This is a genomic window from Kordiimonas sp. SCSIO 12603 (genome assembly GCF_024398035.1).
GTDB lineage: Bacteria > Pseudomonadota > Alphaproteobacteria > Sphingomonadales > Kordiimonadaceae > Kordiimonas.
Genome location: NZ_CP073748.1, coordinates 953958 through 973641 on the forward strand (window position 1 = coordinate 953958; position 19684 = coordinate 973641).

Annotated in this window: 5 protein-coding genes; 4 read left to right on the forward strand and 1 reads right to left on the reverse strand. The window is 46.3% G+C overall.

Annotation, left to right across the window (positions count from 1 at the left end):
- Window positions 1-378: 378 nt before the first annotated feature.
- From KFE96_RS04305 to KFE96_RS04320, 4 genes are all read left to right on the forward strand, one after another.
- Window positions 379-12912 carry a cadherin-like domain-containing protein gene (locus tag KFE96_RS04305; protein ID WP_255834770.1) on the forward strand — a complete coding sequence of 4178 codons (12534 nt, stop codon included), beginning with the start codon at window positions 379-381 and terminating at the stop codon, window positions 12910-12912.
- A 386-nt stretch (window positions 12913-13298) separates the two neighbouring features.
- The gene (locus tag KFE96_RS04310; RefSeq protein ID WP_255834771.1) at window positions 13299-14825 is read left to right on the forward strand and encodes a winged helix-turn-helix domain-containing protein; all 1527 of its coding nucleotides are present in this window, start codon (window positions 13299-13301) and stop codon (window positions 14823-14825) included.
- Between the two features lie 246 nt (window positions 14826-15071).
- Window positions 15072-16547, forward strand: a complete 1476-nt coding sequence (locus KFE96_RS04315) for an amidohydrolase family protein (protein WP_255834772.1) — start codon at window positions 15072-15074, stop codon at window positions 16545-16547.
- Window positions 16548-16795: 248 nt separating this feature from the next.
- On the forward strand, window positions 16796-18187 hold the full coding sequence (locus KFE96_RS04320) for a serine hydrolase (protein ID WP_255834773.1): 1392 nt from the start codon (window positions 16796-16798) through the stop codon (window positions 18185-18187).
- 55 nt (window positions 18188-18242) lie between these two features.
- Here the strand turns inward: KFE96_RS04320 and KFE96_RS04325 are convergent, their stop codons facing one another.
- Window positions 18243-19520 carry a serine hydrolase gene (locus tag KFE96_RS04325; protein ID WP_255834774.1) on the reverse strand — a complete coding sequence of 426 codons (1278 nt, stop codon included), beginning with the start codon at window positions 19518-19520 and terminating at the stop codon, window positions 18243-18245.
- Window positions 19521-19684 lie beyond the last annotated feature (164 nt).

A 19684-nucleotide genomic window follows, 5' to 3' on the forward strand; every position in this document is an offset into this window, starting at 1 on the left:
TGATTATGCCCTATTTTTACTTGCTAATGCCCTGTGGTACTAGGGAGCTTGCTATCTGATGATAAAGACAGGGTACTAGTCCTCTAAATCTATATGAAATCCATCTTATGTAGGGGGGAGAGTTACCTTGTTCAGGAGTGACCTTGTCACTTCTAACGCTTCTCAATTAGCTGGGGCAGCCTTTAATGCTTCGGAGAGCGTGGATATAGTCCATGATTTCCAAGCGGTATAAAAAAATAATCTAGCAATTCAGCACTTTGCAGATTTCATTTCCTTATGGTTGTGTTCATTTAAATTAAATTAAACCTTATGATTGTGTTAACAATTTTAAGTTCATATATTTCCTCAATATATTTTAGGCATTGTTGGGGATAATCTATGTCAGATCAGTTTGTTACATCTGAAGAAAATCAAGTTAATACTACAGTTGCAGGAAATCAGGCAGATGCCTATGTTGCAACCTTTGAGGTAGGCCATCCAACACTTGCAGGCGGTCATATCATTGTGTGGCACTCAGCGGGGCAGGATGGAGATGGTTCTTCAGGCATCTATGGTCAGCTTTATGGAGCAAATGGTCAGCCGGTTGGTTTTGAATTCCGTGTGAATGAAAACGTAGCTGGGGATCAGCAGCATGCAGTGGCCGAAGTGCTGGCGAACGGTGATATCATTGTCGCATATAGTAATGGTTCTACTTATTTTTTCCAACGTCTGAGGGTGGATAATGATGAACTGGTTCGTGTTGGCTCGGAAGTATCAATTGATTCTGTCGTAAGTGATGGTTTTGAAATTACAGCATTGTCGTCAGGCGGCTTTGTTGTGACGTATCAATCCACTCAAAATGGGCAGTTTGAAGTATTTAGTCGTATTTATACTGCAGATGGAACTCTTGAAGGAAATACCTTTCAGCCTACTACGGCTTCCTTCTTTGCCCGGCCTGATGTCGTTGAGCTATTAGATGGCCGTTTACTGTATACCTATAGCGGAAATACAGGCACGGCTGGTGAAGGGGTCCATGGGCGGATTTTCAATTCTGATGGTACGCCAGCGGGAGCACAGTTTACGATTGATCAGGGCACCGGATCACAAACTTTCCCTCAAAGCGTTGCACTTGAGAACGGTGGTTTTGTTACAGTTTGGCATTTCCGTAATGGTTTTGTAGTGGGCCGTGCCTATGATGCAGATGGCAATGCTACCACAGATCAATTTAATATTTCTACGACAGCAGTGAGTGGTGATGGTGGAAGAGATACAGAACCTACTATAACTCTTCTTTCAGATGGTACGCTGTTTGTTGCCTATGAAGGTAATGGCAATATTCTTGGGCAGAGACTAACGGTTGAAGGTACACCGATTGGTGATGAAATTATTCTCAATGAGGTAACTGGTGGCCAGCAGTTTAATGTTGAGGCTGCACTTAATGCGGCTGGTGATGTTGTTGTCAGCTTCCAGTCAGATACTGGTGACGGTAACGGCTTTGATATCATATCAAGGGTGCTGTCGTTTGATGAGTTTGTACCAACGGGTGGTGATGGTAGCACAGCTGTAACGAACCCGGATGCACCACCTGTGGTGACAGACCCTGCTGATGAACATCAGAATAATACTTATGAAACAGGTAATCAGGAAAATCCAAGTATAGCTACTTTTTCGTCTGATCATCCAACACTTGCAGGCGGTCATATCATTGTGTGGCACTCAGCGGGGCAGGATGGAGATGGTTCTTCAGGCATCTATGGCCAGCTTTATGGAGCAAATGGTCAGCCGGTTGGTTTTGAATTCCGTGTGAATGAAAATGTAGCTGGAGATCAGCAGCATGCAGTGGCCGAAGTACTGGCGAATGGTGATATCATTGTCGCATATAGCAATGGTTCTAACTATTTTTTCCAACGTCTGAGGGTGGATAATGATGAACTGGTTCGTGTTGGCTCGGAAGTATCAATTGATTCTGTCGTAAGTGATGGTTTTGAAATTACATCGTTGTCGTCAGGCGGCTTTGTTGTGACGTATCAATCCACTCAAAATGGGCAGTTTGAAGTATTTAGCCGTATCTATACTGCAGACGGAACTCTTGAAGGAAATACCTTTCAGCCTACTACGGCTTCCTTCTTTGCCCGGCCTGATGTCGTTGAGCTATTAGATGGCCGTTTACTGTATACCTATAGCGGAAATACAGGCACGGCTGGTGAAGGGGTCCATGGGCGGATTTTCAATTCTGATGGTACGCCAGCGGGAGCACAGTTTACGATTGATCAGGGCACCGGATCACAAACTTTCCCTCAAAGCGTTGCACTTGAGAACGGTGGTTTTGTTACAGTTTGGCATTTCCGTAATGGTTTTGTAGTGGGCCGTGCCTATGATGCAGATGGCAATGCTACCACAGATCAATTTAATATTTCTACGACAGCAGTGAGTGGTGATGGTGGAAGAGATACAGAACCTACTATAACTCTTCTTTCAGATGGTACGCTGTTTGTTGCCTATGAAGGTAATGGCAATATTCTTGGGCAGAGACTAACGGTTGAAGGTACACCGATTGGTGATGAAATTATTCTCAATGAGGTAACTGGTGGCCAGCAGTTTAATGTTGAGGCTGCACTTAATGCGGCTGGTGATGTTGTTGTCAGCTTCCAGTCAGATACTGGTGACGGTAACGGCTTTGATATCATATCAAGGGTGCTGTCGTTTGATGAGTTTGTACCAACGGGTGGTGATGGTAGCACAGCTGTAACGAACCCGGATGCACCACCTGTGGTGACAGACCCTGCTGATGAGAACCAGGTGAACACTGAAGTTGCTGGTGATCAGCGTGAGCCAGATGTTGCGACCTTTGGAGCTGATCATCCGACACTTGCAGGTGGTCATGTGATTGTTTGGCAATCGAGTGGCCAAGATGGTGATGGTCAGGGTGTTTATGGTCAGCTGTATGGTGCCGACGGTCAGCCTTTAGGCTTTGAGTTCCAGATAGATGACAGCACAGCCGGTGATCAAACTCTTCCAAGCGTTGATGTTCTCGCAAATGGTAATATCATCATTGTTTGGTCTACAGAGGGTGTCGGGAGTAACAAGCAGCTTGTTGCTCAGGAATTCAGTCTTGACGGAACCACGTTGGTACGTGTTGGTGAAGAGCGGATCATTGATGATAATGTAGAGCTTGAAACAACAAATCAGAATTATACAGATTATTTTAATGCCCCGTCTATTGAAGCTCTTGATGGAGGTGGTTATGCGGTTACCTGGTTTGATCTGACAGATAACAGTGTGCATGTGAATGTATATGATGGCGTGGGTAATCTTCTGAATGCAGATACTATCAGCAACATTGGGTCGGTTGATTTTACCACTGTCTCTATCACCGAGCTATCTGATGGTCGCATTGCTGTAGGCTATAACCAGTATACCGCCAATGCATCTATCCGCAATGAAGCATATGTACAGATTTATAGTGCAGATGGTACGAGGTCTGGTGTTCGTTTAACCTTGAATGATACGACCCCGAACTATCAAAGTGCAGTGCAGCTTGATGCACTTGCAGATGGTGGTTTTGTAGCTATTTGGACAACGGAAACAATCCCTTCCATTACGAGTGATGCTGCAGATCAGGGAGTGTTTGTTCGTGTGTTTGATGCAAATGGAAACCCGACAACACCGGATATTCCAGTTGCGCCTGCTGGTGGTTTAGGGGTTCTTAGTCGTAATGCTGTGATTAATCTGGAGGACGGTACTTTCGTTGTGCTCTGGGAGCAGGAAGATACCGGTTCTGGTGCGAACGTTCATGGACAGCGTTTTACTGTTGAAGGTGAGAAGGTTGGTGATGAACTTATTATCAATCAGGCTCTTCCTGGCACCCAGGAGCAGATTAGCGCAGAACTTAATGCGGCTGGTGATGTTGTTATCAGCTTCCAGTCAGATACTGGTGATGGTAACGGCTTTGATATCCAGTCAAGAGTGCTTGATATTGATGCACTTGCACCAGTGCCTGAACCACAGCCTATCGAGAACCCGAACCCTGCACCAGTTGTAACAGACCCGGGCAGTGATACAGATATCAACACCACAGTTGCAGGAGATCAGACAGAGACCTCTGTTGCAACCTTTGGGTCAGATCATCCAACACTTGCAGGCGGTCATATTATTATATGGCAATCTGAAGGGCAGGATATTGACGGCTCCACAGGTATCTACGGACAGCTTTATGATGCAAACGGCCAGCCAGTAGGTGGAGAGCTTTCCCTTGCAGTTGCAGGTGGTGCTCAGGAACATGCAGAAGTGGCTGTTCTGGCCAATGGTGATTTTATTGTCACCTATTATGGTGAAGATGTGAGCGGAACAGTAGGTGTTAGAGCACAGCGCTTCTCTTATGATGGTGATACTATTGTACAGGTTGGTGATGAGCTGACCATTGATGCCAATGCGGTTTATGATCATGCAACAGTGGTTGATGAAGGTATTTCCAACCCGCCACAGGTAGAAGCGTTAAGCGATGGTGGCTATGTTATCAGCTGGTATGATGCTTCGATTAATTCAGTGTCAGTCAGCTTCTTTGGAGCTGATGACAGTTTAGTTCATACATCAAGCTTTGGTGGACATTCTTCGCAATCTTATGTGCCGTCAGTGCTGGAGCTTTCTGATGGTCGGGTGCTGTTTACCTGGTCTAACTATATTGCCAATGCCAGTGTGCGTGAAGAAGCATATGGCCGTATTTATAACGCAGATGGTACGCTGTCTGTTGATACATTTGTGCTTAATTCCAATGTACCGGATTATCAGAATAATGTTTCTACCGCTGCACTAGATAATGGTGGCTTTGTAGCAACCTGGCATGTTGAGACCACGACCTCTTTCACAGGTCAGGACCGTGGTGTGTTTGTACGTATTTTTGATGCGAACGGTCAGGGTGTTACAGCTGATATTGAAGTTGTTCCCGTTGGTTCTGATCAGTGGTACGGCACCAGTAATGTAACAGTTCTTGATGATGGTACGTTTGTTGTATTCTGGGAACAGAGCGATGCAGGCTCGGGTGTTAACATTTATGGGCAGCGTTTTGATGCGGATGGTGCCCGTATAGCTGATAGCTTTGTTGTGCATGAAGATAGCACAGGCAATCAGGAACTGCTTGATGCAGAACTTAATGCGGCTGGTGATGTTGTTGTCAGCTTCCAATCAGATACTGGTGATGGTAACGGCTTTGATATCGTATCAAGAGTGCTGTCGTTTGGTGAGTTTGTACCAACGGGTGGTGATGGTAGCACACCAGACACGAACCCGGACGCACCACCTGTGGTGACCGACCCTGCAGATGAGAACCAGGTGAACACTGAAGGTGCAGATGACCAGCGTGGTCCTGATGTAGGTGTGTTTGGAGCTGATCATCCAACGCTTCCAGGTGGGCATATTATTATATGGCAGTCTGAAGGGCAGGATGGTGATGGTTCCGGTGTATATGGTCAGCTTTATGATGCTAATGGCCAGCCAGTAGGTAATGAATTCCGTGTTCATGAGAACTTCCAGGGTGAGCAGCGAGCTGCGTCAGTTGATGTGCTTGAGAACGGTAATGTGCTTGTTGTCTGGTTTGGTGAAAGCGTTGATGGTACCAGCCAGGTTAAAGCACAGGAGTTCAGCTATGATGGGACAACACTGAACCGTGTTGGTGAGGAACGTGTTCTGGATGATGCGGCGAGCTCTGAAGATTCACCATTCCCGGATTATATCAACCCAGTTCAGGTTGAAGCGCTGGATGACGGTGGCTATGCCGTTGCTTGGTTTGAGCGTAATACCAATGCGGTTCGTATCAATATTTATGATGAGAATGATACGCTGCTGAGCAGCGACAGTATTGGTGGTATCGGTTCAGTAAACCCATCTACTGTCAGCCTGACAGAGTTATCTGATGGCCGGATTGCTCTTGGATGGAACCAGTATGTTGCTAACACCTCTGTTAGAGATCAGGCGCATGCCCGTATCTATAATGCTGACGGTACGCTTTCGGTTAACACACTGACCTTGAACTCTACGACAGCTGAATATCAGAATGCAGTTCAGCTTGAAGGGCTTGCTAATGGTGGCTTTGTAGCGACCTGGAATGTTGAGACAGTCTCTTCCTATAGTGGAGCTAATGATCTTGGCGTTGTTGTGCGTATTTTTGATGCGAACGGTGTGCCGACCAGTCAGGAAATACAGGTTACCCCTGTTGGAGCGACGAGTTGGTTTAAGACCAGCAGTCTTGTAAGCCTTGATGACGGTTCGTTTGTTATCTTCTGGGAGCAGGAAGCTTCAGGGGTTGGAGCTGAGATTTATGGGCAGCGTTATTCAGATGTTGGTGAGGCCATTGGTGAGAGCTTTGTTGTTAATCTGGAGAGTACAGGTGAGCAGAGCCTTGTGAATGCCGAGGTTAATGCGGCTGGCGATGTTGTTATCAGCTTCCAGTCAGATACTGGTGATGGTAACGGCTTTGATATCGTATCAAGGGTGCTGTCGTTTGGTGAGTTTGTACCAACGGGTGGTGATGGTAGCACACCAGACACGAACCCGGATGCACCACCTGTGGTGACCGACCCTGCAGATGAGAACCAGGTGAACACTGAAGGTGCAGATGACCAGCGTGGTCCTGATGTAGGTGTGTTTGGAGCTGATCACCCAACGCTTCCAGGTGGGCATATTATTATATGGCAGTCTGAAGGGCAGGATGGTGATGGTTCCGGTGTATATGGTCAGCTTTATGATGCTAATGGCCAGCCAGTAGGTAATGAATTCCGTGTTCATGAGAACTTCCAGGGTGAGCAGCGAGCTGCGTCAGTTGATGTGCTTGAGAACGGTAATGTGCTTGTTGTCTGGTTTGGTGAAAGCGTTGATGGTACCAGCCAGGTTAAAGCACAGGAGTTCAGCTATGATGGGACAACACTGAACCGTGTTGGTGAGGAACGTGTTCTGGATGATGCGGCGAGCTCTGAAGATTCACCATTCCCGGATTATATCAACCCAGTTCAGGTTGAAGCGCTGGATGACGGTGGCTATGCCGTTGCTTGGTTTGAGCGTAATACCAATGCGGTTCGTATCAATATTTATGATGAGAATGATACGCTGCTGAGCAGCGACAGTATTGGTGGTATCGGTTCAGTAAACCCATCTACTGTCAGCCTGACAGAGTTATCTGATGGCCGGATTGCTCTTGGATGGAACCAGTATGTTGCTAACACCTCTGTTAGAGATCAGGCGCATGCCCGTATCTATAATGCTGACGGTACGCTTTCGGTTAACACACTGACCTTGAACTCTACGACAGCTGAATATCAGAATGCAGTTCAGCTTGAAGGGCTTGCTAATGGTGGCTTTGTAGCGACCTGGAATGTTGAGACAGTCTCTTCCTATAGTGGAGCTAATGATCTTGGCGTTGTTGTGCGTATTTTTGATGCGAACGGTGTGCCGACCAGTCAGGAAATACAGGTTACCCCTGTTGGAGCGACGAGTTGGTTTAAGACCAGCAGTCTTGTAAGCCTTGATGACGGTTCGTTTGTTATCTTCTGGGAGCAGGAAGCTTCAGGGGTTGGAGCTGAGATTTATGGGCAGCGTTATTCAGATATTGGTGAGGCCATTGGTGAGAGCTTTGTTGTTAATCTGGAGAGTACAGGTGAGCAGAGCCTTGTGAATGCCGAGGTTAATGCGGCTGGCGATGTTGTTATCAGCTTCCAGTCAGATACTGGTGATGGTAACGGCTTTGATATCGTATCAAGGGTGCTGTCGTTTGGTGAGTTTGTACCAACGGGTGGTGATGGTAGCACACCAGACACGAACCCGGATGCACCACCTGTGGTGACCGACCCTGCAGATGAGAACCAGGTGAACACTGAAGGTGCAGATGACCAGCGTGGTCCTGATGTAGGTGTGTTTGGAGCTGATCACCCAACGCTTCCAGGTGGGCATATTATTATATGGCAGTCTGAAGGGCAGGATGGTGATGGTTCCGGTGTATATGGTCAGCTTTATGATGCTAATGGCCAGCCAGTAGGTAATGAATTCCGTGTTCATGAGAACTTCCAGGGTGAGCAGCGAGCTGCGTCAGTTGATGTGCTTGAGAACGGTAATGTGCTTGTTGTCTGGTTTGGTGAAAGCGTTGATGGTACCAGCCAGGTTAAAGCACAGGAGTTCAGCTATGATGGGACAACACTGAACCGTGTTGGTGAGGAACGTGTTCTGGATGATGCGGCGAGCTCTGAAGATTCACCATTCCCGGATTATATCAACCCAGTTCAGGTTGAAGCGCTGGATGACGGTGGCTATGCCGTTGCTTGGTTTGAGCGTAATACCAATGCGGTTCGTATCAATATTTATGATGAGAATGATACGCTGCTGAGCAGCGACAGTATTGGTGGTATCGGTTCAGTAAACCCATCTACTGTCAGCCTGACAGAGTTATCTGATGGCCGGATTGCTCTTGGATGGAACCAGTATGTTGCTAACACCTCTGTTAGAGATCAGGCGCATGCCCGTATCTATAATGCTGACGGTACGCTTTCGGTTAACACACTGACCTTGAACTCTACGACAGCTGAATATCAGAATGCAGTTCAGCTTGAAGGGCTTGCTAATGGTGGCTTTGTAGCGACCTGGAATGTTGAGACAGTCTCTTCCTATAGTGGAGCTAATGATCTTGGCGTTGTTGTGCGTATTTTTGATGCGAACGGTGTGCCGACCAGTCAGGAAATACAGGTTACCCCTGTTGGAGCGACGAGTTGGTTTAAGACCAGCAGTCTTGTAAGCCTTGATGACGGTTCGTTTGTTATCTTCTGGGAGCAGGAAGCTTCAGGGGTTGGAGCTGAGATTTATGGGCAGCGTTATTCAGATATTGGTGAGGCCATTGGTGAGAGCTTTGTTGTTAATCTGGAGAGTACAGGTGAGCAGAGCCTTGTGAATGCCGAGGTTAATGCGGCTGGCGATGTTGTTATCAGCTTCCAGTCAGATACTGGTGACGGTAACGGCTTTGATATCGTATCAAGAGTGCTTAATTTTAATCTTGACCCTGAAATCATTAATACTGACGTCCCGCTTGACCTAGCTTCTACGGAAGAAGATACGGCCATAGTCCTGACTTCAGATATATTCACGGCTGCGGTAACCGATCCTGATGGTGATGTTCTATCAGTTACAACTGTTTCTGTTGATCCAGCTTTTGGCACAGTTACGGACAATGGTGATGGCACATTTACTTATACGCCAGCAGCTGATTTCCACGGAGAGGATGTTACGCTTACCTTCACAGTGGATGATGGGTTTGGTGGCTCTGTTGAAGGTGAAGCAACGATAGATGTCACATCAGTGGTTGATGCTGTTGAGGATAGCGTGACGACAGATGAAAACACGGCTGTGAGTGTGAATGTTCTGAACAATGATACATTCTCAGGCACAGCAACGCTTTCTTCAGCTACCCTTCAGGACCCATCACAGGGAACACTTAGCTTTGACGATGATGGTACTGTGAGTTTCACGCCTGCAGTAGATGTAGCAAATGGTGAGACTGTAACTGTTGTGGTTGATACGGTCATTGCCAATGGTGGAGCTGATGAAACAGCGACACTTACGATTACTCTCACAGCAGTGAATGGTGAACCGTTGGTGACAGATGTTGTTCTAGATGCAACTGCTGAAGATACAGCTGTTATCATTACGTCAGATGCTCTGCTTGCAGGTGCAAGCGATGTTGATGGTGATGTTCTATCAGTTACAACTGTTTCTGTTGATCCAGCTTTTGGCACAGTTACGGACAATGGTGATGGCACATTTACTTATACGCCAGCAGCTGATTTCCACGGAGAGGATGTTACGCTTACCTTCACAGTGGATGATGGGTTTGGTGGCTCTGTTGAAGGTGAAGCAACGATAGATGTCACATCAGTGGTTGATGCTGTTGAGGATAGCGTGACGACAGATGAAAACACGGCTGTGAGTGTGAATGTTCTGAACAATGATACATTCTCAGGCACAGCAACGCTTTCTTCAGCTACCCTTCAGGACCCATCACAGGGAACACTTAGCTTTGACGATGATGGTACTGTGAGTTTCACGCCTGCAGTAGATGTAGCAAATGGTGAGACTGTAACTGTTGTGGTTGATACGGTCATTGCCAATGGTGGAGCTGATGAAACAGCGACACTTACGATTACTCTCACAGCAGTGAATGGTGAACCGTTGGTGACAGATGTTGTTCTAGATGCAACTGCTGAAGATACAGCTGTTATCATTACGTCAGATGCTCTGCTTGCAGGTGCAAGCGATGTTGATGGTGATGTTCTATCAGTTACAACTGTTTCTGTTGATCCAGCTTTTGGCACAATTACAGACAATGGTGATGGCACATTTACTTATACGCCGGCAGCTGATTTCCACGGAGAGGATGTTACGCTTACCTTCACAGTGGATGATGGGTTTGGTGGCTCTGTTGAAGGTGAAGCAACGATAGATGTTACATCAGTGGCTGATGCTGTTGAGGATAGCGTGACGACAGATGAAAACACGGCCGTGAGTGTGAATGTTCTGAACAATGATACATTCTCAGGCACAGCAACGCTTTCTTCAGCTACCCTTCAGGATCCATCACAGGGAACACTCAGCTTTGACGCTGATGGTACTGTGAGTTTCACGCCTGCAGATGGCTTTGCTGCCGGTGAAAGCGCCACAGTTTTAATAGATACGGTAATTTCCAATGGCGGAGCTGACGAAACATCAACGATAACCATCACGGTGAACGGTATCAATGATGCTGCTGTTATTGGTGGAGACCGTACGGGAGCCGTGACGGAGGACGAAGATCCTGATGGTGATGGCCTTCTTGAGACGAGTGGTCAGCTTACTGTTTCTGATGTAGATGGAGCGGCTGAAGAAAGCTTTGTACCGGGTACATTCTCAGGAACATTCGGTAGCTTAAGCCTTGATGCTGCTGGTAATTGGAGTTATGCGGTCAGCAATAACCTATCTGCTGTACAAAATCTGGATAATGGTAACAGTCTGACGGATACCATTACTGTAAGTTCAACAGATGGAACAACGCAGGATGTTACTGTTACTATTTCAGGCGTCAATGAACCTGCTAGTCCCCCTCCCGCTCCGGGCAGGCCAAACCTTGTTTCCTCTTCGGATCGTGGTTCGAGTTCCATTGATAACGTTACCAACGATACAACGCCAACTTTCAGCATAAATGTATCGGGGCAAGAGGTTGGCACAGTGATTCAATTGATGGAAGGTATCAATATACTTGCCAGTAGGGTCTTGACATCAAGTGATGTTTCTAGTGGCTCCATTACCCTGACCAGTACTGGTTTGAGTGGTGGTGCTACGAACGGGATTACCCATGTGGTTACGGCTTTAGCTACTAACAATGGCTTTTCGACAAGTTCGGCTTCTTTAACTCTGGTCATCGATACAGTAGCGCCGGTAACTTCGCCTTCATCTGTGAGTGTCAATATTGATAGTATCAGTAATGATACTGGGGTTAGTGGCTCAGATTTTGTGACAAGCGCAACCAGTTTTACAGTGAACGGTTCGGCAACGCCTGGATCGATTGTTACTGTTAGTCTCGGCGGTAATAGTCAAGCGGTTACTGCGAGTTCAAGTGGTACGTTCTCAGCCAGTTTCTCAGGTCTTGGGGATGGCAATCACACGATCACTGCTACAGCAAGACTTGTAACACCTGGTCAAACAGATACTGCCGGTAATACAGGTTCTTCCGTAACCAGTATCGCTAGCGATACGCAGGGTATCACTATTGATACAGTAGCGCCGACTTTAAGTATATCTGATAATACTTCAGGTGTTGCTGATGATGCTGTTAGATTTAATTTTGGTTTCAGTGAAGATGTATTTGGTTTTGGTACTAGTGACGTTGCAGTCTCAGGTGGGGCAGCAAGTAGTATCAGCAGCAGCGGTGTTACAGTAACGCCTCCTTCAGACGCTTCTGGTACCATCAACGTATCTGTAGCCAACGGTAGTTTTACTGACAGAGCTGGTAATGCTGGTGTTGGTGATAGTCATAATCAGGGCTTTGATACAGAACTCCCTAATAATGCACCAACTATAGTGAATCTCGACGTTGCTAATGATCCACTTCGTAGTGGGTCAACGGTAAGCAATGTTCTCATTGCTAGAGTAGATGCTAACGACCTTGATGGAGATAGGCTGAACTTTACGGTCACAGGCTTTATTGGCACTACACCACAGGCTTTGAATACGACGTTTAATTTTGTTCGAATTGATGATAATTCTGCCGAGATAAGAGCGACAGGAGGGCCAGTGCAATCAGGTTTCTATAGTATTGATTTTATCATAACTGATGGCAACGGCGGTTCGGTTGAAGGAGGCTTCACGTTTCAGGCAAGTGGCGAAATATTCGATGGTAGCGGTTTCCTACCAATCGTTCTGGATCTGGATGGTGATGGGCTTGAGCTCATCGATAACCATTCGTTTGATGTTGATGGTGATGGCGTTCAGGAGCTTACGGGTTTTGTTGGCCCAGATGATGGTTTGCTCGCCCTTGATCGGGATGGTAATGGGATCATTGATAGAGGTGAGGAAATTTCCTTCGTGGATGATCTGCCGGGCGCTGAAACAGACCTAGAAGGACTTCGCGCCTTTGATACTAATGGTGATGGTGTTCTCGACAGCGGTGATGACCAGTTTGATGAGTTCCTTGTGTTCCAGGATCTGAATGGTGACGGTATTGGTGATGGCGATGAACTCTCCAGCCTCGTTGAGCTAGGTATTGCATCAATTGATCTTACCGGTACACCAACTGGCGAAGTACTGGATACAACAATAGCAACTGGCGCGATCTTGAATACCACGACTTTCACGCGAGTTGATGGAACCACCGGAGAAGTGGGTGATGCTGTGTTTACGACTTTCGAGTTTTCTATTGAAATTCTTTAAGAATAGAGAGTCTAAGTGCCATCAGTGTAGTTAATACCTGGCGGTTCTGTTTCGAAATAGTTGTACATCTGTATTAATGATGCAGGTTAAGATGAATTCGAACTCCCGTAACCAATTAAAACCCCGGCACCTGATAAGGGGCCGGGGTTTTAATTATCTGCTGAGGAACTGATTAAGCTGAAGAGAGATATGATTCGCATAAAAAGGAGTAGTAGTCCTAGAATGCCTTAACGGAATAACTACTACATAAAATACCGTCATGGAGAGCGAGATGGAAAATTTAAATATAGTGAGAGAAATATATAATTTCGCCGTGAATCTGAGAAAGTAATCATTATATTGGGCAGATGACTACCAATCTCGGCACGCTCTTATAGGCTCCATTTGTGACACATTATATCCAAACCGGCGATTATCAGATCCACCCTGTTGCTGGCCATATTTGGCACCAAGGCGAGACTGTGAAAGTGCGGCCAAAGACATTTGAGCTTTTACTGTTACTGACGGAGGCTCGTGGTGAGCTGGTCAGTAAGCAGGAAATCCTTCGCAGAGTGTGGGACGATGTAAGCGTAGATGAGCAAGTGGTCTTTCAGTCTATCAAAGAATTACGCAAGATCTTCCATGATGCTGATGCTATCAAAACCGTGCCGCGGAAAGGGTATGCCTGGACGTTACCTGTGGAGGAAATCGACCTGACCAAGCAGCGTGCTCAGGAAAAAACAGATGATACACCTACTGATACTCTGCGCTGGAGGTTTCCTGCCATATTAGGCTTTGGGCTGCTGCTGGTTCTTGTTATCTGGGCGGCGTTTCAGAAAGAGGACAAGAGCACGCTGGAAGCTGGCGCGGTTATTGTTTTGCCGGTTGCGAGCAATCTATCCGACACGGACCATACTTGGGTGCGGTACGGTGCTATGGATCATCTGATCCGCCGATTGCCGGCCTCTGACCATTTCGGCGTTTACCAAACCATTGATGTATTAGATGTTATAAAAAGAGCAGGCATCTCCGCAGAACGTTTTTCCCATGCCGACATCTCCCGCATTTTTTCTGTAACTGGGGCTGCTTTGATTGTTGAAGCTAAGCTTGGCGGTACGCCGCATGAATACCAGCTTCTGTACACGCTTCATGAGCGCAGCAATACCGAGAAGGGTGTCTTGCTGGCGGACCGTGTAGAGAATGGTCTGGACCGTTTGGCTGCCAGAATTACACAGAAGATCGGCAAAAAAAATCTGGGTACTGGTGGTACTTATTATTCCGACTTTGCAAATGAAATGATGGCGGCTGCGCTTGAGCACATGCAAACAGAGGATTTTGCGTCAGCAGAGAAATATCTGGAGGCAGCAGTTAAGACAGAACCAGACAATATGGCAGCGAAGCGGCTGCTGGCCCACAGCCTGGTGGCACAAAATAAGAGCGAAAAAGCCGCTTCTGTTCTTGAGGATGGACTTCAGCACGCTGAGGCAACTGATAGCAAACGTGAACTGGCACGGCTCTATTATTTGAAGGGCATCCACAAGCTACAAAATAGGGATTTTCAAGCAGGTCTCGATTTTTTATCGCTGGCTGCTGATGAAGCTGAAGCGCTCAAAGACTGGCTGTATTTGGGGTATATCTCGGAATATAAAGGCCATGCTAAACGCGCCTTAGGCGATTTGCCTGCCGCCCAGGAACACTACCGAACGGCAATTGAATATCATCAGATTATTCAGTGCCCTTACGGCCAAGCAATGGGCTTGTTGAATATGGCGCGTACAGCGCATGATCTTGGCGATGAGGCAGGAGCGCAATCAAACACCCAATCTGCTCTGGAAATTATTGAAAATCGAGACCTCAGGTCTCTTGAGGCGGAAGCTTCCAGATGGGCAGCAACGCTTGATAAACGAATGGATCAAAACAGCTCTAATCCTTAGAGATCATTTAAGGTATTGATATTAATGCCTTAAATTGAAATTTCAGACTATTTCAGACTATTTAATTGGCATCAGCTACATGCCAGAAGCATCTATTCAGCACCTTAAGGCGCGATCAGCGCTTTTCTAACCAATAACAAAGAAAATGGTGCCCTGATGCAAAAACACCTTTCAAATAAAACACGATTTAATGCGAGAAAAACCCTTTCAGCTCTACTCTGCTCCGTAAGTATTGGCGGGAGTGCTATGGCACACTCCCCTTCAATCACTGAGGCAGTTGGACGCCAAACAGTTAGCAATAAAGTTGCCTTCATAGGAGGAACGGTTATCAGCTCTCATCTTGCTGCCCCTATTGAGGATGCAGTCGTTCTTGTTAAGAACGGTAAAATTGAGGCTGTTGGCCCTGCCACAATGGATGTTGCTGGTGACTACCAGATTGTTGATGTTACCGGGCAGTATCTGGCGCCTGGTTACATTGATGCCCATATGCATTTTTTTCAATCAGGCAGCGCGTTTACCCGGCCCGATAGTTTTGATTATAGCAAGATTCAGCCTTATGAAAGCGATCGAACCTGGGTACGGGAGCATATGGCGGATACATATTTAAGGTATCTAGTGAGTGGTGTGACTGGAGTGGTTGATATGTGCGGGCCGTCTTTGAACTACCAGGTACGTGCAGAAGCCCGCCGTGAGGCCTTCACCCCAACTGTCGCAATTGCAGGTGCTTGTATTTCCAGTTTTTCCGCTCCGATCCTTGATCTCGGGGACGGTGATCCGGTATTTCAATATACTAACTCCACAGACGATGCTGTCGCATTTGTAAAAGCTCAACTTCAAAAGGGCCCCGACCTTATAAAAATTATCTGGTCACCGGATCAGGGTGAAACGCCGCAGCAGCTTTTCGATCTGTTCAAAGATGCAATCCAATTAGCGCGCCGTGAAGGTATACCCGTCGCTGTGCATGCAACGGAGCTTGCGAACGCTAAAATGGCAATCCGGGCGGGAGCAGACATTCTTGTTCACGGCGTTATGACCGAAGCAATTGATGATGAGTTTGTCGCGCTTATAAAGCAGCATCAAACCATTTATATGCCAACATTGGTGGTCCATGAGAAAACGGTTGAAATAGCCGGGAACGATTTGAAGTTTTCAAATCACGAACATGGCCTGGCCCATCCAGATATTCTGGAGAGTTTCAAGCTTGCTGATGTCATGCCAGAGAAAGCTGGTGCAATGGTACAGATAATGCACAAATATATGCCCTATGTTGATGCGGAAGAGGCTGAAGTAGCTGCTCTTTCTGAGCAAGAACAATTTATTGTTGGCCAGCTAAGAGGCTTCTTTTCCAGTAAGCTAACCCAAATCCAGCGCGATAATCTCCTACGTCTCTATCGTGAGGGTATCACTTTGGCGCTGGGTACCGATGCAGGCAACCCCGGTGTATTGCATGGCGGTTCTTTATATACAGAAATGACTGAATGGCACAAAGCAGGACTGCCTCTGTCTGCTATTCTCAAAGCTTCGACGCTTAATGGCGCCAAGGTTATGGGGCACGAGGCCTCGCTTGGTTCTATTGAAGTTGGAAAATGGGCTGATTTGATTGTCCTTGAAAAAGACCCGCTAAAGGACCTTGATAATCTGTCGTCAGTAGCAGCAGTGATTAAGGGTGGTAGGTACCGTACTGTAAATCAATTGAAAGCGCAGCTTGAAACGAAGCGTTAAACATCATGTTGAAGGTGTAATAGTCTGTTTGGTGATGTAGCTTTTACTACCTTTGATATATTCTGTAACGAAAGCTCTGGCAGCAACTATTGGGTAGTTAATACTTAGTTAGTTGCTGCTTTACCTATACGGAAATTCAACTGGTTTATCTGTTGCGTTGATCAGGAGCAGTGTTTCTATTCGTTGACATCATGCCCGGATGCTGTATCTACTACATATGTAGTAGATAATTTCTGAAGGGGGATATGATGAAATATTACTTACTGGCAGCTTCGGTGCTTTTTGCTTCTGGAGCTGATGTTGTCGATGCAAACATGGTTGATTACGTGAACACATCAGTTGATCCCACCATTGAGATTGCACAGAAAATACCGGAACTGATGAAAGTTTATGGTGTTTCTGGCTTAGCGGCAACAGCCGTAAAAGGGGATAAGGTTCTGTTCTCTCAAGGGTTTGGTGTTACCTCAGATGGTCAGTCATATAGTTCTTCAACCTCCTGCGGTTTATATTCAGCGACGAAAGTATTGGCATCGCTTACATATGCGAACCTTGCAAAAGATGGCAGGATCAATATGGAAGGCGAACTTGCTGATTATATTGAAGATGCCCCAGAAGCATGGCGGAAAATTCCTTTCTACAGGCTCCTCAACCATACCTCGGGTATTACGATGGCAGTGAATAAAAGCTGGTTTGGTGAACTTGTTTCGAATCCATCTACCCAAAATGCAGATATTTACCAAAAGGTGAGAGATATTCCCCTTGATTATAAACCTGGGGAGTTTTCCAGGTATCGCCAGTCTGGCTATGCTGTTGCGGAAATGATTTTAAAAAATAAACTGGGTGTAAGTTTTGCCGATATAGCGCTCGAATATCTTACCTCTCCAGCAAATATGACCAATACCAAACACCCTAGTGTTTCAGATGATAGTCAGCCCGCTTTTTTGCTAAGTGCGGGCGGTTTTGTAACAACCGCGGATGATATGTCGAAGCTTTTCATTGGTATTAATAATGGTGCGGTAATAGCACCACAGGAATGGAAAGCATTTCTCCTTAATCAGGATTATCGTTTTAAGGATTACAGCCTTGGAAGTTTGATTGAGGAAAGAGACGGTATCTTAACCATGGGTCACAGCGGTGGTGGCGCCAGAGCAAATATTCGCTATGCCCCTGACGAAAAAGTAGGAGTTATGATTTGTACGGATGATCGTAGTAATAAAGGATTAGCTATTCCTTTAGCGCGTATGCTGATGCATGAAATTGTGACAGGTGAAGTACCTCCGCTGCCACTTTTAACAGCGTTTGGGGATTATAAAGCCATGAATGGTGTTGATATTATCTCTGTCTATAAACAAGCGAAAGAACGAGCTGACGGCTATGATTTCTCTGATGCTGAGGCTCTGTTGAATAATATTGGTTACACATTCCTTTCCGATAAGAGGGTAGAAGACGCAATTCAGGTGTTTAAGCTGAACGTGCAAGAGCACCCGAATTCAGGAAATGTTTACGATAGTCTCGGAGAAGCGCAGTTAACAGCTGGCGATAAACTAGGTGCGTTGGCAAGTTATCAACAAGCAGTAGCGCTTGATCCGCACAACCAAGGCGCTGCTAAGGCTGTAAAAAAGTTACTTCAGGAGAAATAAGTAGGATGAGCTAGAGAGGTAATTGGCTGAACCGCTCTAGCTCTTTTCTATGCAGTTATTTGCGTGGTGAACCTGCTTTATATAGCCTTACAAATCTGGCGATAGCAGCCAAAATTAAAACCAGCCAGCCTAATAAGATGATATTGATCATTTGTTCTGATTTCATGGAAAACAGCATTAGGTCGATGTTGCTGGTCTGCCAATAAACCCATTCGCCAGCCAGTTCAGTTGCCAGAAATTTGTTTCCGGTTTCTAAAATAACGATGCCGTCCCCTGTCGCTGGATTATAACGTACAGAGGTGTTAATGGCGGGCTCGTTGCTGCCGTCGTGACCCGCGATAAAATCACCTTTGTTGTTGGATGCATAGAGAATGGTGCCAAGCCCCCAGATATCAGCGCCCAGTTCGGAAGCATGAGGTTCGCGCATACGGGTAAGCATTTCGGGTGAAAGGACACCTCTGCCAGCCGCAAGATCGTTCGTTGGGAAATGGGCTTGAATAAATAATGTCATATCGTGGCCACTGGTATAGAGAGAGGAAGCTGCGAGTGCTGTAAATTTATAATGAGTGGCAGGCTTGCCTTGGGTATCATAGAGGGTAGCAACATTTTCGTGGTGTGTATCTAGAATGTAAGTAGACCGCATCATACCTAGTGGTTGAAAGATATGTTGTTGCATATAATCGTTGAAACTTTGGCCAGAAACTTCCTCAATAAGCAATTGCAGCAGGGTGTAACCACCACCGGAATATGCGAAAGCACTACCGGGCTCGATCCCAACCATAACGCGGCCATCTTTTCCCGGTGAAGCATCTTCTGCTTGGGTTAGGGATTGTTCAAGGGATTGAATGTCTTGTTCCGGAAGAAAACCGCCGTATCCCAATCCGTCGGTAAGCCCTGCAGTATGGCTAAGTAAGCGTCTTATCGTTACCTTGGTATTGTCAAATTGGCTGGGAGGAAGATGCCAGCGGGATAGATAGGTATCAACTGGTGTATCCAGATCTAGTTTGCCTTGTTCGACAAGTGATAAAACGCCCCATGCAGTAACCCATTTGCTTAGGGAGGCCACTTGGAAAAGGGTTTGTTGGTTAATAGCTTGCTTTGTTGAGTGGGTGTAGCCGCTATATATTTCACCATCAGCAATTAGCAACAAAACAGCATTTCCTTGTGATCGGGTTGCGATCTCATTTTGGGCCGCGGTGGAAAAGGACTGAATATCCCCTTTAGGTGCAATTGCAGTGTGAAACCAACCTCGATCAATACTTGTAAAAGTTAAAAACGCCCACAATAGTCCAAGAAAAATCGCTATGAGCATTGTGTATACATAAGGCCGCATGGGGAGCTCCAGTGTGTGTCATGATGTTGCTTTGATCATAAGTTGGCGAAGCTATCTATTTTGCAATGGTATCTGGCCAGTTGATCTGTGAACGGTGGCCTATAGTCTGCAATCGGTAAGTTTGGATCAGGGTTTAATGTTGATTCAAACCTAACCGATGTGCC